The sequence below is a fragment of the Phreatobacter aquiterrae genome, assembly GCF_053471285.1.
Genome location: NZ_JBJPHW010000010.1, coordinates 51,719 through 75,520 on the forward strand (window position 1 = coordinate 51,719; position 23,802 = coordinate 75,520).

Here is a 23,802-nt window from a genome sequence, read left to right on the forward strand (position 1 = left end):
CACCAGACTTTCATCAGGATGCGCAAGGCCACCTGCCAGGAGGACTATTCCATGCTTCAGCGTCGTACGTTCGTTGCCGCCGTGTTTGGCGGTCTTGCCGTCGCCGCGGCCGCCGGATCGGCTCAGGCCGCTCCCGCCACGGCCACGGCCCCCGTTGCTCCGGCGACGGCGCCTGCGGGCCAGCCCACGGAAATGCAGTACTACATCGTCCGTCGCCGCCGGTACTACTACCGCCCGCGCCGCCGCGTCTACTTCATCCGCCGCCGCTACTATCGTCGCCGCTACTACTGGTGACCGGCCGCGGCGCTTGACGCCGCGCGCTGCGATTGCGACACCCTCGCGGGACCTGCCGCGAGGGTGTTTTCATGTCTGCTGCCGCCTATGATCCGAGCAACGTCTTCGCCAAGATTCTCCGTGGCGAAATGCCGGCCGAGAAGGTCTACGAGACCGACAAGGTCCTCACCTTCATGGACATCATGCCGCGCGCCGACGGCCACGTGCTGGTGATTCCGAAGACCGCCGCCCGCAACATCCTCGACATCCATCCCGAGGATCTCGCCGAACTGGCCAAGGCGACGCAGTTCGTCGCCAAGGGCGTCAAGCGCGCCATGGCGGCCGACGGTCTGACGATCCAGCAGTTCAACGAGAGCGCCGGCGGCCAGGTGGTGTTCCACATCCATGTCCACGTGCTGCCGCGCTGGACAGGCGTTTCCCTCAGGCCGCACACCGGCGCGATGGAGAACTCCGATGTCCTCGCGCAGCATGCCGCGACGATCCGGGCTGCGCTCGAAGCCATGCAGGCCGGCGGCTGATCACTTCAGGCCGAGCCATACCGCCCCGCCGACGATGACCGCTTCGGCGGCAAGGACGCCATAGAGCACGGACTTCCGCGCGGCCCAGTAGATGCCGACACCCGCCACAAAGGCCGCGGCACGCCAGCCGAGTGGCATGCCCGCGAGTTCCCCGCCGGGAAAGAAGGCGAGCTTGGCGACGACTGCCGCGAGGGTCGCCGTGGCGACGGCGCGCACCCAGGTCAGGATTTCCGAGGATTCGTCGAGGCCGCGCCCCACGACAAGGGCGAGCCAGCGCCAGATCTCGCTCGGCAGGAATCCGACGAGAATCAGCGCGAGGTAGGGCGTCAGGTCGGAGCCGACGAAGGTCATGAAGCCGCCCTCGCCCGCTTCAGACGCGCCAGGGCATAGGCGAGCGTGCCGCCGCCGACGCCCGCGTAGAGAAGTTCGAGCCCGTCGCCGGCGAGCGCCCCGAGCAGCAGCCCGAAGAACCCGGCGACGATCGCCAGCCGGTCGGACAGCATACGTGCCGTCGTGAACAGAGACAGCAGGAAGAAGATCGGCGTCAGGAACAGGAGGCCTGCGGCGAAAGCGGGCGGAATGATGCCGGCGAGGCCGTATCCGACCGCCGTCGCCGTCGTCGCCGATGTCAGGAGCCCGGTTCCAAGGCCAAGGAAGAAGGGCACTCGCCCCTCCCCCTCGATCTGCGGAAGCAGGCGCAGGCCCTCGACCCACATGGAGATCGCCACCAGATGCGCGCAGAGGATGGCCGTCAGCGGATGGCGGTTCTGCAGCCTCAGATAAGGCAGCAGCGAGACGACCATGGGCAGGAGGCGGACCGAGGACAGGCCGACCGTCAGCGCCACCGCGAGCCACGAGGCGCCGGAGCCGAGTCCGCCGACGAGGATGAGGTGGGCCGGCCCAGCCCAGATCAGCACGGTCGCCAGCATGGCCCACAGGAGCGGCATGCCGTAGTCGGCGCAGACAGAGCCGATGCCGATGAAGGTGGCGGCAAGGATCACCGCCGGCAGGGCGAGCGCCGCCCGGAGACCGCGCCGGTAATAGGCGCCCTGGGACAGCGGTCGATAGGGGGGCTCGCGAGCGTCGATCACAGAAGGATCACTCGGCCAGGCGCAGCGTCATGGCAAGGCGCGAAGCTGCATGCGGGCCATTCGGCCGCCCGAAAGACAGAGCCCGGCCGGGTGGCGACACCGGGCCGGGCTCCATCATTGTGTCGCGACCGTTCAGTCGGCCTTGAGCGGAACCTTCGGAACCGAGCCTGACGGGCGCCTCGGCTCTGCCGGACCAGGACCGTCGCCGGGTCCCCCGGAACCACCCTTCGGTTTGCGCTTGCCTGACGTGCCGTGCACCTTCTTCGCAGCAGCGCGCCTGGCGATGCGGCGCACGTCCGGGGCGACAGGCTCGGGCTTCGGCGTGACGGGGCCCGCCGGATAATCGAAGCCGAGAATGGGGAAGCCCTCCTCGTCCTTCGACACGATCACCCTGACATGGCCGCCATTCTTCAGGCGCCCAAAGAGCAGGTCCTCCGCGAGCGGCTTCTTGACGTATTCCTGGATCACGCGGGCCATGGGGCGGGCGCCCATCTGCTCGTCGTAGCCGCGTTCGATCAGCCACTCCTTGGCGTCGGGTGCCAGTTCGATCGTCACCTGGCGGTCGGCGAGCTGCGCCTCAAGCTGCAGGATGAACTTCTCCACGACATTGCCGATCACCTCGGTCGAGAGGTGGCCGAAGGCAATGACGGCATCGAGGCGGTTGCGGAATTCGGGTGCAAAGAGCCGATTGATCGCCTCCGAATCGTCGCCGGTCCGCTTGTTGCGGGTGAAGCCGATCGCCGGCTTGGCGAGATCGGCGGCGCCCGCGTTGGTCGTCATGATCAGGATGACATTGCGGAAGTCGACCTGCTTGCCGTTGTGATCGGTCAGCTTTCCGTGGTCCATGATCTGCAGGAGGATGTTGAAAAGGTCCGGATGGGCCTTCTCGATCTCGTCCAGCAGCAGCACGCAATAGGGGTTCTGATCGATGCCGTCGGTGAGCAGGCCGCCCTGATCGAAGCCGACATAGCCGGGCGGCGCGCCGATCAGTCGCGAGACCGTATGGCGCTCCATGTATTCCGACATGTCGAAGCGCAGAAGCTGGACGCCGAGCACCTGCGCGAGTTGCTTGGCGACCTCGGTCTTGCCGACGCCGGTCGGGCCGGAGAACAGGTAGTTGCCGATGGGCTTTTCCGGCTCGCGCAGGCCGGCGCGGGCGAGCTTGATGGAGGCCGAGAGCGCCTCGATCGCCTTGTCCTGGCCATAGACGACACGCTTCAGCGTCGTCTCGATGTTGCGGAGCACTTCGGCGTCGTCCTTGGAGACGGTCTTCGGCGGGATCCGGGCCATGGTGGCGATCGTCGCCTCGATCTCCTTGATGCCGATGGTCTTCTTGCGCTTGCCCTCGGGCACCAGCATCTGCGCCGCGCCGCTCTCGTCGATCACGTCGATCGCCTTGTCGGGCAGCTTGCGGTCGTGGATGTAGCGGGCCGACAGTTCCACCGCTGCCTTGATGGCCTCGTTGGTGTAGCGCAGCTTGTGATAGGTCTCGAAGGCGGTCTTGAGCCCTTTCAGGATCTCGATGGAATCTTCCACCGTCGGCTCGGTGACGTCGATCTTCTGGAAACGGCGGACGAGGGCGCGGTCCTTCTCGAAATACTGGCGGTATTCCTTGTAGGTGGTCGAGCCGATGCAGCGCAGCGTGCCCTGGGCCAGCGCGGGCTTCAGCAGGTTCGAGGCGTCCATGGCGCCGCCGGAGGTGGCGCCCGCACCGATGACGGTGTGGATCTCGTCGATGAACATGATGGCGTTGGGGTGGGCCTCCACCTCCTTGATCACCTGCTTCAGACGCTCCTCGAAATCGCCGCGATAGCGCGTGCCGGCAAGCAGCGTGCCCATGTCGAGCGAGAAGACGGTCGCGTCCTTGAGAACCTCCGGCACGTCGTTCTCGACGATGCGCTTGGCGAGGCCCTCGGCGATGGCGGTCTTGCCGACACCGGGATCGCCGACGAGCAGAGGGTTGTTCTTCTGGCGGCGGCACAGCACCTGGATCGTTCGGCTGATCTCGCTGTCGCGGCCGATCAGCGGGTCGATGCGGCCTTCGCGCGCCTTCTTGTTGAGGTTGACGCAATAGGTATCGAGTGCGTCGCCCTTCTTCTTGTCGCCGTCGGAGACCTTCTCCTTGGCCTCCTCGGGCTCGTCGGCTCCCTTCGGCGGCCGGCTCTCGGAGAGCCCTGCCCGCTTGGCGATGCCGTGCGAGATGTAGTTGACCGCGTCATAGCGGGTCATGTCCTGCTCCTGCAGGAAATAGGCGGCGTGGCTCTCGCGCTCGGCGAAGATCGCCACCAGCACGTTCGCCCCCGTGACCTCCTCCCGCCCCGACGACTGGACGTGGATCACCGCGCGCTGGATGACGCGCTGGAACCCCGCGGTGGGTTTGGAATCCTCCGAGCCGTCGGTGATAAGGTTTTCAAGCTCGGTGTCGACGTAGCCGACGAGGCTCCTCTTCAGCCTGTCGAGATCGACGCTGCACGCCTTCATCACGGCGGCGGCGTCCTGGTCGTCGATCAACGCCAGCAGGAGGTGCTCAAGCGTCGCATATTCGTGCCGGCGTTCGTTGGCGAGCGCGAGGGCACGATGGAGCGACTGTTCTAGGCTGCGGGAGAATGCGGGCAAGGGAACCTCGTCAACGATCGATGCGCGCCGGAGCGCGAAGAGTATCGAGCAGTTTCACTTTTTTTCCATCACGCACTGCAACGGATGCTGGTTCTTCCGTGCGAAATCCATGACCTGGGTGACCTTGGTCTCCGCGACTTCGTAGGTATAGACCCCGCACTCGCCGACGCCGTGCTGATGGACATGAAGCATGATACGCGTGGCGTCGTCGGTGCTCTTGTTGAAGAATTTCTGCAGAATGTGCACGACGAACTCCATGGGCGTGTAGTCGTCGTTCAGCAGCAGCACGCGATACAGGCTCGGCCGCTTCGTCTGCGGGCGCGTCTTGGCGATGACCGAGGTGCCCGGTCCGCCCGGATCCTGGTCGCGCTCGTCACGTTTCCCTGCCATGGCCCGGGTCGAACTCCGCGCGGCCCGGCCGCAGTCGATAGACATAGCGTCCTCAGTCATGGTCCAGTCTGGTGCCGGAGCGCCGGCACATCCAAGATGTGTGATCCATCAATGTCCAAGCCAGAGCCAGCCTGGCGGGGAAGAATGCGAGAATCGTGCCGGGACAGGCAAGACCACTCTAATCGTAATAGTGGGGTTCGGTGAACGCTCCCGCCAGTCCCCTGCAGCTACGCCGCAAACCACGCGCCGGATTGGCCGGCCGGCGCGGCGGCGCCCCGGAACTCACACCGCCTTCTTGGCCTCGGCGATCTTCACGAGATTTCGCAGGATAATAGCCGTGCCCTTCAGACGGTCATCGGCCTTCGGCCAGTCGCGGATGAACACGATCTTCTGATCGGGTCTCACCTTCGCCAGCGAGCCCTGCTCGCCGATGTAGCGGACGAGGCCGGCAGGATTGGCGAATTTCTGCTCGCGGAAGGTGAGAACGATGCCGCGCGGGCCGGTATCGACCTTCTCGACATTGGCCCTGCGACAATAGGCCTTGATCACGGCAACCTTGACGAGGTGCTCCACCTCTTCGGGCAAGGGCCCGAATCGGTCGATCATCTCGGCGGCGAAGGCGTCGATTGCCTCGTCGGTGTCGAGATCGCCCAGACGCCGATAGAGCGAGAGGCGCAGGTTGAGGTCCTCGACATAGGCCTCGGGAATGAGGATCGGCGTGCCGACCGTGATCTGCGGCGACCACTTGTCTTCCACCGTCTCATCGACAAGGCCTGCCTTCATCATGGAGACGGCCTCCTCCAGCATCTGCTGGTAGAGTTCGTAGCCGACCTCCTTGATATGACCCGACTGCTCGTCGCCGAGCAGGTTGCCGGCGCCACGAATGTCGAGGTCATGCGAGGCAAGCTGGAAACCGGCGCCCAGCGTGTCCAGCGACTGCAGCACCTTCAGGCGACGCTCGGCCTGTGGCGTCACGGGCTTGTTGTCGGGAATCGTGAACAGCGCATAGGCACGGATCTTCGCCCGGCCGACGCGACCACGCAGCTGGTAGAGCTGGGCGAGGCCGAACATGTCGGCGCGCCAGACGATGAGCGTGTTGGCCCGCGGAATGTCGAGCCCGGATTCGACGATGGTGGTGGACAGGAGAATGTCGACCTTGCCGTCGTAGAAGGCGCCGATCCTGTCCTCGAGCTCGCCGGCCGCCATCTGTCCGTGGGCCACGATGAATTTCGCCTCCGGCACGTGCTCGCGCAGGAAGGCCTCGGCCTCACTGAGATCCTCGATGCGCGGGCAGACAAAGAAGGCCTGGCCGCCGCGGTAACGCTCGCGCAGCAGCGCCTCACGGATGACCAGCGGGTCGAAGGGCGTCACGAAGGAGCGCACAGCGAGGCGGTCCACCGGGGGCGTGGCGATGATCGACAGGTCGCGAACGCCGGTCATGGCGAGCTGCAGCGTCCGCGGGATCGGGGTCGCCGACAGGGTGAGGACGTGCACTTCGGCCCGCAGTTCCTTCAGCCGCTCCTTGTGGGCGACACCGAAGTGTTGCTCCTCGTCGACGATGACGAGGCCGAGATCCTTGAAGGCAATGGCCTTGCCGAGCAGGGCATGGGTGCCGACGACGATGTCGGCCGTACCGTCCGCAAGCCCCTTCCTGGTGGCAGCGAGATCGGCGGAGCCGACCATGCGCGAGGCCTGCGCCACATGGATCGGCAGGCCCTTGAAACGCTCGGAGAAAGTCTTGAAATGCTGGCGCGACAGCAGCGTCGTCGGTACGACGACCGCCACCTGCTTGCCGCTCATCACAGCGGCGAAGGCCGCGCGCAGCGCCACCTCCGTCTTGCCGAAGCCGACATCGCCGCAGACCAGGCGGTCCATCGGACGGCCGGCGCCGAGGTCCTCCAGCACCGCGTCGATGGCGCCGGCCTGGTCCTCGGTCTCCTCGTAGGGAAATTTGGCCGCGAATTCGTCATAGGCGCCGTCGGGGGGCACCAGCTTCGGCGCCTCGCGCAGCGCGCGCGCGGCGGCGATCTTGATGAGGCCCGCCGCCATTTCGAGGATGCGCTTCTTCATGCGCGCCTTGCGCGCCTGCCAGGCCCCGCCGCCGAGACGGTCCAGTTGCGCCTCGGCATCCTCGGAACCGTAGCGGGAGAGGAGCTCGATGTTCTCGACCGGCAGATAGAGCTTGTCGCCGCCCGCATAGTGGATCTCGGCGCAGTCGTGCGGCGAGCCTGCGGCGGTCACCGTCTCCAGGCCGATGAAACGCCCGATGCCATGGTCGACATGGACGACGAGGTCGCCCGCCGACAGGCTGGTCGCCTCGGAAATGTAGTCCTGTGCGCGCTTCTTGCGCTTCTGGGCGCGCACGAGACGGTCGCCGAGAATGTCCTGTTCGCCGATCACGGCGAAGTGAGGGGTCTCGAACCCCTCCTCGACCCCGAGCACGGCCAGCGCGATCTCGTCGCCGCGCAGCGCCTCGGCGGATGACCAACTGGCCACGGGCCGCATCGCCTTCAGCCCGTGATCCTCGAGGATCGGCTGCAGGCGCTCGCGCGAGCCTTCGGACCAGGCGGCGATCAGGACCCGCTTCTTGTCCTTGCGCAGCGCGGCGACGTGGGCGGTGACGGCGTCGAAGACATTGGCGTTCTCGTCTGCGCGCTCGGCGGCGAAGGACCGGCCGCGGCGACCCTCGAGGTCGATCAAGGCCCCGTCGGAAGACCCGGCCAGCGCAAAGGGCGAGAGCCTGACGACGGCCTCGCCGCCCCGCCGACGATCCCAGTCCTCGGCGGTGAGATAGAGTGCATCCGGCGGCAGCGGCTTGTAGGCAGCGCCGCCCGCGTCGTGCTCCATCGCCGTCTTGCGGGCATCGTAGTAGTCGGCGACCGTCGTGAGCCGTTCTTTCGCGGCCTCCTCAACCTGAGCGTCCAGCACGATGCCGGCGTCCGGCATGTAGTCGAACAGCGTGTCCAGCCGGTCGTGGAACAGCGGCATCCAATGCTCGACACCGGGATAGCGACGGCCTTCCGAGACGGATTCGTAGAGCGCGTCGCCCTTGGTCGAGCCCCCGAAGGCCCTGACATAGGCGAGGCGGAACTTCACCATGGTCTCGGTGGTGATCTGCACCTCCGAGGTCGGCACGAGGTCGAGGCGTTTCAGGTTGCCCGTGGTGCGCTGGCTCTCCGGATCGAACGAGCGGATGGATTCCAGCGTGTCGCCGAAGAAGTCCAGCCGGATCGGCGCATCCATGCCCGACGCATAGAGGTCGAGAATGCCGCCGCGCACGGCATATTCGCCGACCTCGCGGACGGTGGAGGTGCGCAGATAGCCGTTGGTCTCGAGCCAGACCTGGAGGTCCGCCATGGCAATGACATTGCCGGCGGCGGCCGACAGCGACTGCTTCGCCAGAAGCGCGCGCGCCGGGACCCGCTGCAGTGCCGCATTGACCGTCGTCAGGACGATGGCGGGGGTCGCGCGCCCGGTCGTGCGCGCGAGCCGCGACAGGGTGAGCATGCGCCGCGCCATGAGCGCGCCGTTCGGCGAGGCACGGTCATAGGGCTGGCAGTCCCAGGCCGGAACAGGAAGGATCTCGATCCCCGGAGCGAAGAACGTCAGGGCCGTCTCGAGCGCCTGCATGCGCGGCCCGTCGCGGCAGATCACCAGAAGTTCGGGCGACGCCTGGTTGCCCTTGGCGTGGAGCTGGCGGGCGAGGTCGGCGATGACGAGCGCGTCATAGCCCTGCGGCACGCCAGCCAGGGTCAGGCGGCCGCGCGAGGCGACGACATCGGCGGGGGAACGTTTGGCCATCAGCCGTTCCAGGCTCCCTTGCCCGCGGCATGGAAGGCCTTCAGCGACCGGAAGACCGTCGTGTCATAGTTCCCCGGCGTCTCTGCCTTGCCGGTGACCCATGAGAACAGGTCGCGGTCCGGCACCTCGATGAGCCTTTCGAAATCGTCCAGTTCCGCCTCGGTGAAGTCGCCGATATGGACATCGGCGAAGCGGCCCATGATCAGGTCCATCTCGCGCGTGCCCCGGTGCCAGGAGCGGAACAGGATCTTGCGCCGACGCGGATCGAGATCGGCGGAGGAACGGGTGGTCCCGGTCATGGGGCGGCTCCGGTGCAGAACGGCGAAAGCCGGGGACGTCCATTCTGACGTCGCCCGGTGGTGAGCGTGTCACTATCAAACGTCACGACCGATGTCAGCGGTTCAATCAGGCAGTACATTCCCGCCATGCGTCCCGCGCGACTCGACCCCCTTTTTGCTCCCCTCACGACCCTGAAGGGCGTCGGAGCCAAGCTCGAAAGCCTCTATGCGCGCCTCCTCGGCACGGAGGGGCCGCCGCGCGTGATCGACCTCCTGTTCCACCTGCCCTCAGGGCTCATCGACCGCCGGGCGCGGCCGACACTGGCCGAAGCCGAACCCGGCGCGATCGTCACTGTGGAGGTTCTGATCGAGAAGCACCGCCCTGCCCCGCCGGGCAAGTCGCGCGCGCCTTACAAGGTCCTCGTCTCCGACGAGAGCGGCGACCTGACCCTCGTCTGGTTCAATGCGCATCGCAGCCGCATCGAGCAGATGTGCCCGGTGGGCGAGACGCGGGTGGTCTCGGGCCGCATCGAGCTGTTCGACGGCATGAGGCAGATGGTCCATCCAGACCGCGTGGTGACGCGCGAACAGGCAGAGACCATGCCCCTCATGGAACCGGTCTATCCGCTCACCGAAGGGCTCGGCTCCGGTCATGTCCGCCGCGCCGCCGAGGCCGCTCTCGCCCGGCTGCCGCAGCTTGGCGAATGGATCGACGCGTGGCTCGTTGCGCGCCAGGATTGGCCGGCATTCGCCGCGGCTCTGCGCGCGATGCACACACCGGACAGCCCCGAAACCTTCGCTCCGGCGGGAGCGGCCTGGTCCCGCCTCGCCTATGATGAACTGCTCGCCAACCAACTCGCCCTCGGCCTCGTGAGGGCCAATCTGAAGCGGCCCGCCGGGCGGCGGAATGTCGGCGACGGCCGCCTGCGCAAAGCCATCGAGACCGCCCTGCCCTTCGCCCTCACCGGCTCGCAGACCAGAGCGATCGCCGAGATCGCCGCCGACATAAGCGCGCCAACCCGGATGCTGCGGCTGCTGCAGGGCGATGTCGGCTCGGGCAAGACGGTGGTGGCTCTCATGGCCATGGCCGCTGCCGCCGAGGCAGGGCGGCAATCGGCGCTCATGGCACCGACGGAACTGCTGGCGCGCCAACACGCGCGGACCCTCGCGCCGCTCGCCGCCGCAGCCGGACTCACGGTGGCCATCCTCACCGGCCGCGAGAAGGGCCGCGAGCGCGAGGACATTCTCACCGGGCTGGCCTCCGGCGCGATCCATATCGTGGTCGGCACCCACGCGCTGTTCCAGGATCACGTCCGGTTTCGCGACCTCGGCCTCGCTGTCATCGACGAACAGCACCGCTTCGGCGTTCACCAGCGCCTCGCCCTCGCCGCCAAGGGCGAGGCGGTCGATCTCCTCGTCATGACCGCGACGCCCATTCCGCGCACGCTGGTGCTAACCTATTTCGGGGACATGGAGTCCTCCCAACTCACCGAGAAGCCAGCCGGCCGCAAGCCGGTCGATACCCGTGTCATCGGCATGGAGCGGCTCGGCGAGGTGGCGGACGGGATCGGCCGCGCTCTGGAGACCGGCCGGCAGGTTTACTGGGTCTGCCCTCTGGTCGCCGAGGATGAGGAACCGGACGAGAGCACGCCCGACCTCGCCGCCGCCGAGGAGCGCTTCGCCATGCTGCGCCAGCGATTCGGTGGGCAGGTCGATCTCGTCCACGGCCAGTTGAAGGGCTCCGACAAGGATGCGGTGATGGGCCGCTTCTCGCGTGGCGAGACCCGCCTGCTGGTCGCGACGACCGTCATCGAGGTGGGCGTGGACGTTCCGGATGCCTCCGTCATGGTCGTCGACCACGCCGAGCATTTCGGCCTCGCCCAGTTGCACCAGCTGCGCGGGCGCATTGGCCGTGGCGCCGCCGCGTCCACCTGCATCCTGCTCTACAAGGGACCGCTAGGGGAGACGGCGCGCCGTCGCCTCGACATCCTGCGCGCGACGGAAGACGGCTTCCGCATCGCCGAGGAGGATCTCAAACTGCGCGGCGAAGGCGATCTCCTCGGCACCAAGCAGTCGGGCATGCCCGGCTTCCGGCTGGCCCGGCTTGAGCATCACGCACCGCTGCTGGAAACCGCCCGCAATGAGGCGCGTCTTGTCATCGAGACCGACCCACAGCTGGTGTCTCCCCGTGGCGAGGCGCTGCGCGATCTGCTCTACCTGTTCGGACGCAACGAGGCGATCCGCCTCATCAAGGCCGGCTAGAGCATGGTCGCCCGTCCGCTCCGTTTTCTGCTCTTTCTCGCCGGATGCCTGTTCACCGTGATTGGCATCGCCGGCGTCATCCTGCCCGGCCTACCCGGCACGATCTTCCTCATCCTCGCCGCCTGGTGCTTCGCGCGTTCCTCGCCGCGTTTCGAATGGTGGCTCCTCAATCATCCCCGCCTCGGGCCGCCGGTGAGGCGGTGGCGCGCCCGCGGCGCCATCGCACCGCGGATCAAGGCGATCGCCATCGGCTCGATGGCCCTGTCCTGGGGCCTCGTCTGGCTGACGGCCCCGCCCATCGGCATCGCCGTCTCGGGCATCGCCCTTGCCGCCAGCGCCCTCTATGTCGGGACAAGGCCGAACGCATGACTACATCCGCGCGACCGCGCATCGTCTGTGCCGGCATCACCACACTCGACGTCATCTACGGGCTCGACGCCATTCCGACGGTCCCGCTGAAATTCCGGTCGTCACGGATGACGACCTCCGGGGGCGGTCTGGCCGGAAATGCGGCGACTGCCTGCGCCCGACTGGGAGCCGACGTGTCTCTCATCGCGAGGCTCGGCGATGATCCCTTCGCCGGCATCATGATCGAGGAACTGGAGCGGGATGGCGTCGACTGCAGGTGGGTCCGACGCTGCCCCGGTCATCGCTCGCCGGTGTCGGCCGTCATCGTCGACCGCCTCGGCGAACGCCTGGTCGTCAGCTATTCCGATCCGGACATTCCGTCCGATACCGGCTGGCTCCCTGCCGACGTCCTGCATGGCGCTGACGCCTTCTACGCCGAGACCCGCTGGATCGAGGCGGCGCTGGCCTTGCTGCCAGAGGCGCGGCGGCTCGGATTGCCTTCGGTCCTCGACGCCGACCGGCGGCCGACGCATCCCGAGGTGCTGGCGCTCGCGAGCCATGTCGGATTTTCCGCCCCGGCCCTGCGCGAATGGACGGGGATCGACGATCTGCCCGTGGCGCTGGCCGAGGCTTCGAGGGGTGCCACCAACGTCCATCTCGTCACCGACGGGGCAAACGGGGCCTGGTTCATGGAAGATGGAGCGATCCGACATGTTCCCGCCTTCCCGGTCCGGGCGGTGGATACGCTGGGGGCGGGTGACACCTGGCACGGCGCCCTCGCCGTGGCTCTGGCAGACGGCCAGCCGCTCGCCCTGGCAGTCCGTTTCGCCAATGCCGCCGCTGCCTTGAAATGCACCGAATTCGGAGGCCGAAAGGGAATGCCGCCCCGGGAGCGGGTGGAAGCCATGCTGGCGGGAGGATGACGGTCGTCATGGTGAACGATGCCGTGAATTGGGATAAGCTGCCGCGTGTGACGACAATCCTGCGCTCCCTCTTTCTTCCCGCCCTCGTCGGCCTCCTCCTGCTCGCGGGTGGCGAGCCGGTCCGCGCCCGGGCAACCGATACGTTGCTGCGTGGCCTGACGGACGCGCAGTTCCTGTATCGCGCGACGACGATGAGCCTGAGGAACGGACGCGCCGACGAGGCCGAGGCTTCGCTCAAGGCGCTCATTGCTCTGTGGGACGAGACCACCGTCGCCGTCACGGCCGCCCCTCCGCCGATCGCAGCGCGCATCAATCTCTTCGCCGAGATGATGGAGGGGGGGCGGGCGCGCCTACGCCGCGCCGCCGAGGTTCTGGCGCAGGGACGCCAGGACACCGCGCTCGAGGAACTCGCACCGCTGAAGCGTGAATGGATCGGCATGCGCCGCAGCGTCGGGCTCTACGGCCTGATCGAGTGCCTCGAGGAATCCACCGAAGCCCTCCAAACACTGGTCGCGCTCCGGCACCCGTCGACCGACATGACACGCGGCGAGAGCCGCGCCGACATCGTTGCGCGCTCCGCCGTCTATCGCTTCGCACTGAAGCGTTGCGAGGCCTTTGCCGCCCTCGATCCGGCCGGAAACGGCGAATTCCGCCGCGGTTCGGAAGCCATCGCAGCGGCCATCGACGTCATCGATTCCGCCCTGCGCCTGCGCGACCCCGTCCTGCTCGACCGCGTCCTTGGCGATCTCAAGACCTTTGACACGCAGCTCTCCCAGCGTTTCGGAGGATAGCTCGCCGCTGGACAGCGCAGCGCGGTGCATGGCACGACTTCAATCGATTTGAGCCGCAGAGAACGGCAAGGCTGGGAGAGACAAATGGCCAAGAGGCTGGCGGGCAAGGTGGCGGTGGTGACGGCCGCCGGACATGGAATCGGGCGAGCCATCGCCGAGGCCTTCGTGGCCGAAGGCGCGAAGGTGATCGCCACCGACATCGACAAGTCGAAGCTGGAGGGGATCGCCAAGGCGAGGAAGCTCCGCCTCGACGTCACCTCGACTCGCGCTGTCGAGGCGCTCGCCGCCAAGACCGGGCCGATCGACATCCTGGTCAATGCGGCCGGCTGGGTGCATCACGGAACGGTGCTGGATACCAGCGAAGCGGACTGGGACCGCTCCTTCGACCTCAACGTGAAATCCATGCACCGGGCCATCCGCGCCTTCCTGCCGGGCATGCTGGAGAAGGGCGCGGGGTCCATCGTCAACATCGCCTCCGGCGCATCCTCCGTGCGCGGCGTTCCCAACCGCTACGCCTATGGCGCATCGAAGGCTGCTGTCATCGGCCTCACCAAGTCCGTGGCCATCGACTACATCCGCAAGGGCATCCGGTCGAACGCGATCTGCCCGGGGACCATCCAGTCGCCCTCCCTCGACGAGCGCATCAAGGCGCTGGCTGTTGCGACCGGTCAGACGGAAGCCGCCGCCCGGAAAGCGTTCATCGACCGCCAGCCGATCGGCCGGCTCGGGACGGCGGAGGAAGTGGCGATGCTGGCCGTCTATCTGGCGTCCGACGAGGCCGCTTATACGACCGGCGCCATCCACATCGTCGATGGCGGCTTCTCGCTCTGAGCGGAAACGCCTGAGGCCGGCCAGGTCAAGGCTGTTCGGATGGTGAGCGGGGAGGGGATCGAACCCTCGACCACATGATTAAAAGTTTCAAGGCAGCCGATTTTCCGCTGCAATAACAGTAGATCGAGTTGGCACCGATCCCGCAAATTTGACCCCATTCATTGGGTTTGCGGGCATCGGTGCCAACCGTTTTTGCCGTCCAGAACACCCCTCCCCTGCACGCGAGGCCCGGCATCCCGCGCATGACATTATCGCCAAGACAGCGATATATCACTTGCCATAAGCGATATTATCACATACATTGGGACATGAAGACGATCATCCTGACGACGGCGGCGGCGAAGGACCTGGATGCTCTCCCTCGGGAGGCTCGGGTCTCGGTCAATCAGGCCCTCACGGCCTATGCGATCAGCGGCCACGGCGACGTCCGGGCCCTTTCCGGCCGGCCCGGCTACAGGATGCGCGTCGGCGCCTACCGCATCATTTTCGACGAGGACCAGAAGACGATCCTCGCGATCTATATCGGCAGGCGGGCGACCACGACCTACAGGAGGAATTGACCATGGACATTCAGACGCTCCGCTCCCCTTCTGGCGACGAGATGGTGGTCATCCCCCGCGCCGAGTATGACGCACTTGTCGCGCGCATCGCCGATCTCGACGAGGACGAGGCCGACGTCGCGGTCTATGACGCCCGCAAGGCTGAGTTGGCGGCCGGCGAGGCCGAGGCGCTGCCGGAGCGGGTGACCCAGCATCTCCGCTACGGCCATTCGCTCCTCCGTTCGGTGCGCCTGTGGCGCGAGGTTCGGCAGGTCGACCTCGCCAAGCAGGCGCGCGTCTCCCAGGGGTTCGTCTCCGACATCGAGAACGGCAAGAAGGCCGGCGACCCGGACACCATGGCGCGGATCGCGGCGGTCCTCGACGTCCCTGCCCGCTGGTTCACCAAGGGCTGAAGATCCACTCCCTGAAACGCAAAAAACGCCCCCGCCCCCAGACCCGAAGGTCCGAGGGCGGGGGCGTTCTTGTCGGTGGAGGTCAGACGAACTCGGCGGCCATCTTGCCGGTGACCGGGTCGTAGTAGTGGATCGGCTTGCCGGCTTCGAGGAAGTGGGTGATCTCCAGGCTGATCCCGTAGGATTCGCGCCAGCCGTCCATCATGGCGACGATCATCCCCTCCGCCGCGTCCATCATGTGCTGATCGAGAGGCATCCAGATCGTGTGATCGTAGGGGTCGAGCCCGGCCGCGATGGCGATCGGGTGGGTGTGGGCGATTGGGGAATAGACCGCGGTGCCCTCGGCGATCAGCTTGCCGGCGATCTTCGAGATGTCGGCGGCGGCGAAATCGATGCCGGCCGGATACTTCGAGTAGGGAGAAGCCAGATACCAGAGGCCGGTCATGCTGCATCCTTGATGAGGGCGAGGTTGAGGTTTGCGGCGACCGTCTGGCGATTGAACTCGCCGGTCTCGCGGTGGTGCGTGATCGCGACCATGGAGCGGCCGGAGACGTAGCCCTTGCCGGCGTGCCATGCGTCCTTGGCGCTGAGCGTCTGGAAGGTCTCCCAGACGACCCCGTGGCGCTCGCCGCCGCCCCGGCTCTTGTGGTGGACGTGGCCGAAGTAGGCGTAGCGGAATTCCGAGGCGCCCCAAGCCTTCGGATACATGGAGGCCATGTAGCCGGGCATCTCCTCGGGCTTCAGCATGTCGCCATGCGTCGCCGCGATCAGCACTCGGCCGAACGAGAACTGGAAGAACTTCGACGGGTCGCAGTCGACGGCCACCCGGTCATTCGAGCGGAAGAACGCCGACAGGGCGACCGCCAGAGCGAGGGCGGTGTGGGGATCGTGGTTGCCGGGCAGGCATCGGACGATGACGCGGGCGTGCTTCTGCAGCGCCATCTCGATGCAGTCGATCATCAGCTGGACGCCGATCTCGAGGACCTTCGCATAGCGGGTGTCGACGTCGAGCGCGTTGCCGCTCTGGGCGGTGCGGTTCTCGTTCGTGTCGGCGTGGAAGAAGTCGCCGAGGTTGAGGACGATGGCGGTTTCCGACGGCGGCGCGCTGGCAACCAGGGTCGCCATGGCGGCGCGGAGCGTCGCCTCACCGATCTTCAGGTCGTAGTCGGCGCCGGTTTCCTTCGCCCACGAGAACAGGCCGAGGTGATGGTCGGCGATGTTGTAAACCGTCAGCAGGTCGGCATCGACGGCGGTGGGGGCCGGCGGCAGGACTGCGAAGCCCTCATAGCGGGCGAACCGTTCGGTCAGCGCCTCCAGCAGCCCCGATGCGGACGGGTCGATCTGGGTCTTCACCCACTGGGCGAGGAGGAGCCCGTCGCTGTTCAGGAGGGCGGAGACACCCTTGACGCGGTGGCCATCCGGCAGGGCGAACGCCTCGCCTGGCTCTCGGGTTGAGCCGATCCATTGCTTGGTGATCTCGCCGTCCTTGTCGACCTCGGCGGTCTTCGAGGTGATGACGAAGCCTTCCGGCGGCACGGCGGCCTTCGGCACGCTGCCGTCGAGGCCGAAGCCAGATGCGGCGCGCAGGCGCATGTCGAGGGTCGTCGTGGTGATGCAGAGGGCGGCGGCGGCAGCAAGCAGAGAGCCGTGGGCCGCCAGCGCATCGACAGCTTCCTTCGCGATCTCTCGCGGCAGCGGCGGGATCAGCGTGCGGGCGAGGGTCGAGGGAGCAGCGGTGGTCGAATGGCGCGGCAGGCCGAGCCGGTCAACCTTCTGCTGCATCGTGCTCCGGGAGACGCCGAGGGACAGGGCCGCTGCGGAGACGTTGATGCTCCCGTCGGCCTTTCGGGTGCGCTCGATGGCGGCCAGCGTTTCCGCTGCGGTCGATTTGGCGGGCGGGCTCATGCGGGACGGCCTCCAGATGCGTTCGATGGCAGGACGCGCCCGGCGGCCCGAAGGCATCCGGGCGCGGGATCGTCGTTTCGGGAGGGGTCAGGTCGGACTGTCGCGGGATGCCCGGTAGATCGGCAGGACGATGTCCATGGTGCTCTCGTGCGTGGCGCAGAGGCCGGCATCCGTCATGAAGAGGAAGAGGACGGATCGGTCGGCCGGGACGACCGCGTAGATCGCCGTAGCCTCGTAGCTGGTGCCGAACGCGGCATTCAGGCCGGCGAGGAACGCCGCCACCTCATCGGGCTTGACCTGCGCGAATATCGCGCCGCGCTGGCTGGCGATGGTCGCCGCATGGGGCACCGCGACCTCGGCGGAAATGCACGTCTCGAGCTTGGCCGCATCGGCGCTCGCCACCGGCGCGAACGCCAACAGCAAGGCCGTGCAGACGATGGCGAGCCATCTCGGCATGGGGATCTCCTGAAGATTGTGGGGGTGTGGGCTGGTTGGCGCTGGCCCGCGGTGCGCGGGGTCAGTCGTGAGGATGGGTCGCCCGTTCCATCATTTTCTGCATCACGGCGTCGAAGCGATCACCGAGACGATTGAAGCCCTGGGCCATCTTGTCTTCCATCTGGCGCAGGGTCGCGGAGGTGGCGTATTCGCGCGCCACCCTCTCCTTGAAGAGGTGGAATTCCTCTCGGTGGCGCTGCAGCGACTCGCGCTCGGCGCGGAACTGAGCCTGAATCCAGAAGACGGCGCCCAGCGCGACCGCGATGGTCGAAAACTGGACCCCGATCATCCAGAGCAGGATTTCCCAACTGACAGTCCCGGTCATGACGGCATTCCTCTCCCGGCGGGGAGCGTTCGGTGGTGAGGCGAAGGGGTCACTGGACGCTGACGCCGGCTGACCGGCGCTCCTCGCAGATTTCGAGGTTGGTCCGGTCGGTGCTCCAGGCGGTGAAGACCTCGCGCTGGGTCATCGCCCGGTCCGGGAGCGCGACGGGATCGGCGCAGGGCTCCTTGGCCACAGCGGGGATCTCCGAGCGCACGATCTCAGTTCGCACGACGGGCGGGAGGGCGGGCAAGGAGGCGCACCCGCTCACGAGAAAGGGCAGGAGCAGCAGCATTGGGAAGCGCCGCATTGCGGGTCTCCAGTTCGGCGAGTTGTTCGGTGTGGCGGGCGGCGGCGGCGCGAGCGGCGGCGTCCGCGGCGAAAGCGGCCTTGGCCTGAGCGAGCCGGGCGGCCGCGACCTCGGCGTTGGACTTCTCGATCTGGGCGAGCCAGTGGTTCCGCTCGGCCGCTGTGGCCATGCGTTCCACCTGCGCGTCCCGCTTGGCGAGGTAATCGGTGACGGTGGTGCTCGCCCGCCACGCGCCGAGACCGGCGATGGCGAGGAGCGCGGCGAAGGCGAAGGCGATCAGGACCGGCTTCGACAGCTTGGACAGCGCCCAAGCGAGGAGCGTCGGCATCAGCCGGCGTCCTTGGTGGGGTCGCTGACCTTTTCCGCGGTGCCCACGCCGGGGACGGGGCCGTTGGTGATGAGGCGCAGCGCGACGCCGATGACGTTCACGCCGAGGACGACGAGAGCGAGCGTCTTGGGGTCCTCGACGAAGGCGGTGAAGTTGAACGCCTCCAGGAAGGCCCACATGCCGGTGATGAGGTGGAGGGCGATCGTGCGGAAGCCCGAGAGGGCCTCCCAGAGCTTCTTGGCATTTTCCCACATGGCGGTTGTCCTTCGCAGATGGGGTGGATGACGGGGGCGATCAGGCTTCGCTCTGCCCGGTGGGGATGCCCGCGCCGTTGAGCGTCACGCGGCGGACGTTCGCGGGCTGGGAGATGCGCCACGGCGCGCGGCGCGCGGCGATGAGCGGCACCTTCGGCTTGGCGATGATGCTGACCTCGTTGCCCTGGTTGCCGCCGAGGACGAAGAAATTGCGGGAGTCCTCGCCGATGTAGAGGCCGACATGGCCGCCGGCACCCCGCGGAAACACCAGCACGTCGCCGAGCATGGGGATGTCGGCGGGGGTGCCCCAGTGCGCCCAGTTGCGCGCCCAGAGAGCGTTCGTCTTCGGCTTCGCCTCCCAGCCGGCACGGTGCGCGGCAATGCCCATGAAGAGGCCGCACCAAGCGGTCTCGTCGCTTGTGTAGCCGGGCTGGCCGATCTCCTTCGCCCAGCCGAGGATCACGGGGTTGTGGGTCGGCCCGACGAATTCCCTCGTGCCGTAGAGCTTCAGGGCCTCGTGGAGCATCTTCGGGCCGGGCTCGTTGGCCAGCCAGGAGTAACGCGCAGGAAGGGCGGTCATCGGTCATCCTCGAGTTGGAGCGCGGCCGGGCGGGCCGCTATTCGGAGCCTTCGCCGTCGCCATGTTCCTCCGCCGCCGGAGCGGGGGTCGGGGCGGGCGTCGGGGTGGGCGTGGCGCCAGCGGCTGGGCGCGCGGCGCGGGAGGCGCCAGCGGAGGCGGCAGGCTTGTTGTCGGCCTCAATGGTGGTCGTGTAGCCACCGCCGGTTCCGGCAATCGTGTGGGTGACGGTCTTGACGAGATAGGTCTCGTCGACACCGTCGCGGACGCCGACAATCGTCAGCTGGCCCTCGGCCTTGATGTTGGGGTTCCCGGTGATCTGGAACGAGGCGGACTTCTCGGAGCGCCGCAGTTCCCGTAGGCGGGCCTCGGCGGCGACCTGAGCCCGGTCCCGGTTCGGGAAGATGTTGCGGAGATAGAAGGTAGCGCCGTCGGCATCCTGGTCGTTGGTGGCCGTGGTCTCCTCGCGCTGCGAGGTGTGCCGGTTGCCGTGGGCGGCCTTCACCTTGCCGTGCTTCGGTCGCCCCTTGTGGGAGACGCGCCAGCTGAGGAGGTCGGTGTATCTCAGGACCACGGTCGGCATGGCGCCGCCGCTGGCCGAGATCCCCTGCCCTGACGGCACGAAGGTCAACCGCCCCTCGGCGATCTTGGCGACCGCGCCGACCTCGCGCTCCATCCGGCGGATGAAGTGCAGATCGGACTCGTCCGTCTGATGCAGCATCGGGTAGCGCATGGCCGAGAACGAGGAGTGGATGGCGGCCTGCCAGCCGTTGCGGCCGGCGACCTGCTGCATCACCTCCTGGAGGCTCTTGTTCTGGTAGTGCTCGGTGCGCTGGCCCTTGCCCTGCGCCTTATAGACGTCGGCCGCGGTGCCCGTGACCTTCATCCGGCGGGGGATGCCGGAGAGCTCGACCTCGTCGATCTTGAACGAGCCCATGCGGCGAAGGTTGCCGCGATACCCCATCTCGACAACGACTTCCTCGCCGCGCTTCGGCAGCTTCAGGATGCCGTCGCGGTCGTCGAGGTTCACCGAGAAGGTGTCGTTCGTCTTCCCGGAGTTGTCGACGACCGTCAGTTCGAGGACGTAGCCGCGCATCCGGGGCGTCACGTCGAGCCCGGCAATCGTGATCCGATAGTCGGGGAACATGGCTCACCTCAGTCCCAGATGTTGACTTGGGCCGGGGAGACCGGCGCGATCGCGGCAGGCAGGAGGATGGTGTCGCCGAGGGGGAGCCGGATCGGCTTGGCGGCGAGGCCCCGATTGGCGTCGATGATCTGCTCGGTCGTGGTGCGCTCGGTGCCGAAGGCTTTCTCGGCGATCCAGTCGAGGCGATCCCCCTGGAGCGTCAGATAGGTGCGCGCGGACATGACGGTCACTCGTTCTGCAGCGCGCTGGAGACGCGGTTGATGACGGACTGGACGGATGCCGTCGAAAGGACCGGGACGGCTCCAGTAGCGCCCGCCAGAGCCCCGGCGAGATCGAAGATGCCGCCGGCAAAGCCGCCCTCGTCCTCGCCGTAGGCGTGGAGCTCGACCGTGAAGTCGACCTTCCGGGGGACGCCGGCAGAGGTGAAGAACTGGTCGTCGTTGCTGGCGTCCTTGATGACCCAGGGTCCGAAGACCTCGCCGGTCGAGGCCGCGAGATCGAGGATTTGGCCTTCGCGGGCGGCGTTCTGCATCCCGAGCAGAAGATCCATCCCGCCGAGGGCATGGGGATAGAAGACGCCCTCGATAGTGACGGTCTCCTCGCCGGGGCCGAGGAACTGCATGGCCGGGCGGCGGCCCGCGCGCTCCTGCCCGATCCACCGGATCGGAACCTTGTGCTTGAGCTTCTGGAAGGAGGGCCAGGTCGTGTAGAACGCGAAGGGGCCCAGCCCCAGAAGCACATTGCTCATCGGGCGGGCCCCTTCAGGTTTCAGGTGGATCAGCCGACGTCGGAGATCGCTCCCCGGACGGCGGCGGCATACTGCTGGGAGACACCGCGCGCCGTGGCGCCCGGATCGCTGGTCCCATGGACGGTGATGTTCGCGCCCGCGACGTGGACGGTGTTGCCGCCCCCTCCCCCGCCCGTGTGGTGGCTCTGGCGCTGGAGAAGCGAGGGAGCCGGCCGCTCGCCGCCGCCAGCCGGCGCACCAGCACCCGGAAGACCGGGGGCGGAGACGTTCGGCGTGATGGTGACGTTGGGTCGCATGTTGAGGTTGGGAAGCTGCAGGGATTGCCACCAGCCGAGGATTTCTCCCCATTTGGCCTGCGCGCCCTGCTGGAAGGTGCCCATGACCTGCGCGCCCTGGCCAGACAGGTTGTCGTTGGCGGCCGGGGTCGAGGACAGAGGTGCCATCTGCGGCACGCCTTGCGCGGCGCGCTGCTCGTTCATGGTGTCGCGGAACGCGGCGTTGGCCCTGCGGCGCTGGCTCTGGCGAGCATCGTGCTGCGCGCCGTCGGGAACACCCTGGAACCGGGCGGCGTTCGCCTCGCCAATCGTGTTGACCGCGGCGACACCGTCCGCCGCGAGCATCACCCACCCGATGCCGGGCAGGAAGCGCATCCCGGCGCGGGCGGCTGCGCCGGCACCGGCTCGCATTGCACCGCCGGCAGCGGCCTTCGCTACGGTCGGACCAGCGCCAGAGGCACCGGAACCGGCCCCGGCGAGGGTCCAGCCAACGGCAGCGCCAGGAAGGCCCCCGACTGCGCCGCCGAGACCTGCAGCCATCAGGCGGCGGGCCGTGGGGGAGCCGAGCGCCCTCTTGGCGATCAGGGTAGTGGCGATGGCAGCGCCGCCGAGGATGAGGCTGTCAGCGCCCATGCGGCCGCCGCCTCCCGGACCTCCGGGGGAAGTCGGCCCGCCGGAAGGATGGGGGCCGCCGGACTGAGCATCGTCCGGCCTGCCGCTGATGGCATTCGAGATGCCCCTCGCGAGCGCAGCCACGCTCTGCATCGCCGAGATCGCTTGAGGGATCAGCGGAGATGCCAGCGAGGCCAGCATGTCCTCCCACGCCGTCCTGAAGGCGGTGAAGTTCTGCGTCGGATCGTGCTGCTGCAGGGTGGCGAAGGTCTGCCCGAGGGTGCCGATCTGGGCGATCATCTGGCGAAAGCCCTCGAACTGGGCCTGCGTCGTCGACATGGACGACAGCGCCGACACCGTGTTCGGGTCGCCAGAGAGGCCCATGACGTGGCGGCGGATGTCCGCCTCGCCCGTGATCCCCTTGGCGGCCAGGGCCGGCATGAGGTGCTGCTGGACCCATTCGTAGGGGTTCGAGGCGAGCAAGGCGGAGTTGACCATGCCGTTCGGCTGGATGCCCGTGATGCCGCCGCGCGAGTTGCGGCGGAGGCCCTCTTCCGGGACCAGCCCGAGAGCGTGCCAGTTCTGAGCGTGGCGACCCTGCATTCGACCGCCGACCAGCGAGCCCTGCATGGTCCTCATCATGGTGCCGGCGGCGTGACCGCCCATCTGCTGGACGAGTTCGGGCAGGCGATCCCTGATGAAGTCCGGCGAGAGCAGCTTAGCCGAGGCGCGGGCGTGCCGCATGGCGGCGTGCATCTCGGTCGGGTTGACGCGGCCGCGAGAGGCGACCGAGGCCCGGAGCATCGAGTCCATGAACTGCTCATAGCGCGGCGTCGTGGCGGTGGCGCCGGAGAGTTCGGCCGCCCTGACAGCGTCATAGGTGAAGTCGTGGCCGCTGACGTTGCCGTGGGTGAAGGCGCCGCGCGACATCAGCGACTTGATGACCGCGTCCAGCTGCATGTGCGTCCCGAGGAATTCGCGAGCGTGCGCGCCATTGCCCTGGAGACCCATGCGGAGGTCGGACTGCATCTTCAGGCCCTCGGCGACGGTGCCGTATCGGGTCTGCTGCGTGACGCGACGGGCGTTCGCCTCGTAGAGGTCCACTTCCGCGTCAGGGATGTTGTTGGCGCGCATCAGGGCGCGCTCGTGGCCGAGGGAGCCCGCCTGCGTCAGCGTCTCGTGGCGGAGGGCCTGCGTGCGGTGGCCGAGGCGCGGGACATGGACGCCAGCGCGGCCGCCGGGGGTTCCGGGCGTCCGGGGGACGTTCCCGGCCGGAGACGGCATCCGCATGGAGGACATGCGCTGATAGTTGAGGGAAGCGCGGGACTGAAGCTGGATCAGCCGCTCCATCGCGCGGGCCTCGCGCTCGGCCCACGAGTTGCCGCGCCGGCCGCTGGCGGCGTTCATCTGGTGCTGCGACTGCACCAGCTTCGACATCGCCGACTGCAGCGAGGAGAGCGTGCTCTGCATCTGCTTGGCGGCCGAGGCCCCCTTCGAGAAGGGGGACGCGAGGTCGATGGCCTTGACCTTGTTCAGGTCGCCTGCGAGGCCCTGGGCGGACTTCCGCGACTTGTCGAGGTCGGTGGCGAGGCGGTCAGCCCGCAGCTTCTCCAGCATCTTGCCGGAGTTGGCCATGTCCTTGATGGCGGCCGCTGCCTGCTTCGCCTTGCCGGTCAGGTCGCCGTTCATGGAGAGGTTGACGGACATGCTGTAGGAGGCCATCGCTTTTTTCCT

At 67.5% G+C, this 23,802-nt stretch carries 26 protein-coding genes and 1 pseudogene; 9 read left to right on the top strand and 18 right to left on the bottom strand.

Features of this window, described 5'->3' with window-relative positions; genetic code table 11:
• Positions 1-51: 51 nt before the first annotated feature.
• Positions 52-294 carry a hypothetical protein gene (locus ACJ4V0_RS15405; RefSeq protein ID WP_448300479.1) on the top strand — a complete coding sequence of 81 codons (243 nt, stop codon included), beginning with the start codon at positions 52-54 and terminating at the stop codon, positions 292-294.
• A 71-nt stretch (positions 295-365) separates the two neighbouring features.
• Positions 366-812: an HIT family protein gene (locus ACJ4V0_RS15410; RefSeq protein ID WP_448300480.1), complete on the top strand. Its 447-nt coding sequence runs from the start codon at positions 366-368 to the stop codon at positions 810-812.
• Here the strand turns inward: ACJ4V0_RS15410 and ACJ4V0_RS15415 are convergent, their stop codons facing one another.
• The 6 genes and pseudogenes from ACJ4V0_RS15415 to ACJ4V0_RS15440 form a co-directional block, all read right to left on the bottom strand.
• On the bottom strand, positions 813-1,163 hold the full coding sequence (locus tag ACJ4V0_RS15415) for an AzlD domain-containing protein (protein ID WP_448300481.1): 351 nt from the start codon (positions 1,161-1,163) through the stop codon (positions 813-815). It lies immediately after the preceding gene.
• A 188-nt stretch (positions 1,164-1,351) separates the two neighbouring features.
• Positions 1,352-1,903: pseudogene (locus tag ACJ4V0_RS15420) on the bottom strand (AzlC family ABC transporter permease); the annotation flags it as partial.
• Positions 1,904-2,035: 132 nt separating this feature from the next.
• Entirely contained in the window at positions 2,036-4,519 is a 2,484-nt protein-coding gene (clpA, locus tag ACJ4V0_RS15425) for an ATP-dependent Clp protease ATP-binding subunit ClpA (RefSeq protein ID WP_448300482.1), read from the bottom strand.
• Between the two features lie 54 nt (positions 4,520-4,573).
• On the bottom strand, positions 4,574-4,909 hold the full coding sequence (clpS, locus tag ACJ4V0_RS15430; protein WP_448300663.1) for an ATP-dependent Clp protease adapter ClpS: 336 nt from the start codon (positions 4,907-4,909) through the stop codon (positions 4,574-4,576).
• A gap of 282 nt (positions 4,910-5,191) precedes the next feature.
• A complete protein-coding gene (gene mfd / locus ACJ4V0_RS15435; RefSeq protein WP_448300483.1) occupies positions 5,192-8,710 on the bottom strand; it encodes a transcription-repair coupling factor in 3,519 nt (1,172 codons plus the stop codon).
• Positions 8,710-9,009, bottom strand: a complete 300-nt coding sequence (locus ACJ4V0_RS15440; RefSeq protein ID WP_448300484.1) for an FAD assembly factor SdhE — start codon at positions 9,007-9,009, stop codon at positions 8,710-8,712. Before ACJ4V0_RS15440 ends, mfd begins: the two co-directional genes overlap by 1 nt.
• Before the next feature lie 126 nt (positions 9,010-9,135).
• On the opposite strand from ACJ4V0_RS15440, the gene recG reads away from it, so the two are divergent.
• From recG to ACJ4V0_RS15475, 7 genes are all read left to right on the top strand, one after another.
• On the top strand, positions 9,136-11,250 hold the full coding sequence (gene recG / locus ACJ4V0_RS15445; protein ID WP_448300485.1) for an ATP-dependent DNA helicase RecG: 2,115 nt from the start codon (positions 9,136-9,138) through the stop codon (positions 11,248-11,250).
• A gap of 3 nt (positions 11,251-11,253) precedes the next feature.
• Positions 11,254-11,619 (top strand): YbaN family protein, encoded by a 366-nt coding sequence (locus ACJ4V0_RS15450; protein ID WP_448300486.1) that lies wholly within the window; start codon positions 11,254-11,256, stop codon positions 11,617-11,619.
• Complete coding sequence (locus ACJ4V0_RS15455) at positions 11,616-12,521, top strand: PfkB family carbohydrate kinase (protein WP_448300487.1); 906 nt, start codon at positions 11,616-11,618, stop codon at positions 12,519-12,521. The genes ACJ4V0_RS15450 and ACJ4V0_RS15455 overlap by 4 nt, the downstream gene beginning before the upstream one ends.
• Before the next feature lie 8 nt (positions 12,522-12,529).
• Positions 12,530-13,312 (top strand): hypothetical protein, encoded by a 783-nt coding sequence (locus ACJ4V0_RS15460; RefSeq protein WP_448300488.1) that lies wholly within the window; start codon positions 12,530-12,532, stop codon positions 13,310-13,312.
• Positions 13,313-13,396: 84 nt separating this feature from the next.
• Complete coding sequence (locus tag ACJ4V0_RS15465; protein ID WP_448300489.1) at positions 13,397-14,143, top strand: SDR family oxidoreductase; 747 nt, start codon at positions 13,397-13,399, stop codon at positions 14,141-14,143.
• Positions 14,144-14,451: 308 nt separating this feature from the next.
• Positions 14,452-14,703 carry a type II toxin-antitoxin system RelE family toxin gene (locus ACJ4V0_RS15470; RefSeq protein WP_448300490.1) on the top strand — a complete coding sequence of 84 codons (252 nt, stop codon included), beginning with the start codon at positions 14,452-14,454 and terminating at the stop codon, positions 14,701-14,703.
• Positions 14,704-14,705: 2 nt separating this feature from the next.
• Positions 14,706-15,095 (top strand): helix-turn-helix domain-containing protein, encoded by a 390-nt coding sequence (locus ACJ4V0_RS15475; protein WP_448300491.1) that lies wholly within the window; start codon positions 14,706-14,708, stop codon positions 15,093-15,095.
• A gap of 82 nt (positions 15,096-15,177) precedes the next feature.
• On the opposite strand, the gene ACJ4V0_RS15480 is transcribed toward ACJ4V0_RS15475, so the two are convergent.
• From ACJ4V0_RS15480 to ACJ4V0_RS15535, 12 genes are all read right to left on the bottom strand, one after another.
• Positions 15,178-15,540 carry a DUF1937 family protein gene (locus tag ACJ4V0_RS15480; protein WP_448300492.1) on the bottom strand — a complete coding sequence of 121 codons (363 nt, stop codon included), beginning with the start codon at positions 15,538-15,540 and terminating at the stop codon, positions 15,178-15,180.
• On the bottom strand, positions 15,537-17,000 hold the full coding sequence (locus ACJ4V0_RS15485; protein WP_448300493.1) for a hypothetical protein: 1,464 nt from the start codon (positions 16,998-17,000) through the stop codon (positions 15,537-15,539). Before ACJ4V0_RS15485 ends, ACJ4V0_RS15480 begins: the two co-directional genes overlap by 4 nt.
• An 87-nt stretch (positions 17,001-17,087) precedes the next feature.
• Positions 17,088-17,456 carry a hypothetical protein gene (locus ACJ4V0_RS15490; protein WP_448300494.1) on the bottom strand — a complete coding sequence of 123 codons (369 nt, stop codon included), beginning with the start codon at positions 17,454-17,456 and terminating at the stop codon, positions 17,088-17,090.
• 61 nt (positions 17,457-17,517) lie between these two features.
• Positions 17,518-17,820 (bottom strand): hypothetical protein, encoded by a 303-nt coding sequence (locus ACJ4V0_RS15495; protein ID WP_448300495.1) that lies wholly within the window; start codon positions 17,818-17,820, stop codon positions 17,518-17,520.
• Positions 17,821-17,869: 49 nt separating this feature from the next.
• A complete protein-coding gene (locus tag ACJ4V0_RS15500; RefSeq protein WP_448300496.1) occupies positions 17,870-18,013 on the bottom strand; it encodes a hypothetical protein in 144 nt (47 codons plus the stop codon).
• A 25-nt stretch (positions 18,014-18,038) separates the two neighbouring features.
• On the bottom strand, positions 18,039-18,455 hold the full coding sequence (locus ACJ4V0_RS15505) for a hypothetical protein (protein WP_448300497.1): 417 nt from the start codon (positions 18,453-18,455) through the stop codon (positions 18,039-18,041).
• Positions 18,455-18,709, bottom strand: coding sequence for a hypothetical protein (locus ACJ4V0_RS15510; protein ID WP_448300498.1), 255 nt, complete (start codon positions 18,707-18,709; stop codon positions 18,455-18,457). Before ACJ4V0_RS15510 ends, ACJ4V0_RS15505 begins: the two co-directional genes overlap by 1 nt.
• A gap of 40 nt (positions 18,710-18,749) precedes the next feature.
• Entirely contained in the window at positions 18,750-19,289 is a 540-nt protein-coding gene (locus ACJ4V0_RS15515) for a TIGR02594 family protein (RefSeq protein WP_448300499.1), read from the bottom strand.
• Between the two features lie 37 nt (positions 19,290-19,326).
• On the bottom strand, positions 19,327-20,433 hold the full coding sequence (locus ACJ4V0_RS15520; protein ID WP_448300500.1) for a phage late control D family protein: 1,107 nt from the start codon (positions 20,431-20,433) through the stop codon (positions 19,327-19,329).
• 8 nt (positions 20,434-20,441) lie between these two features.
• Positions 20,442-20,654, bottom strand: a complete 213-nt coding sequence (locus tag ACJ4V0_RS15525) for a tail protein X (RefSeq protein WP_448300501.1) — start codon at positions 20,652-20,654, stop codon at positions 20,442-20,444.
• Positions 20,655-20,659: 5 nt separating this feature from the next.
• Positions 20,660-21,181: a phage tail protein gene (locus tag ACJ4V0_RS15530; RefSeq protein ID WP_448300502.1), complete on the bottom strand. Its 522-nt coding sequence runs from the start codon at positions 21,179-21,181 to the stop codon at positions 20,660-20,662.
• A 29-nt stretch (positions 21,182-21,210) separates the two neighbouring features.
• Positions 21,211-23,790 (bottom strand): hypothetical protein, encoded by a 2,580-nt coding sequence (locus tag ACJ4V0_RS15535; RefSeq protein ID WP_448300503.1) that lies wholly within the window; start codon positions 23,788-23,790, stop codon positions 21,211-21,213.
• Positions 23,791-23,802 lie beyond the last annotated feature (12 nt).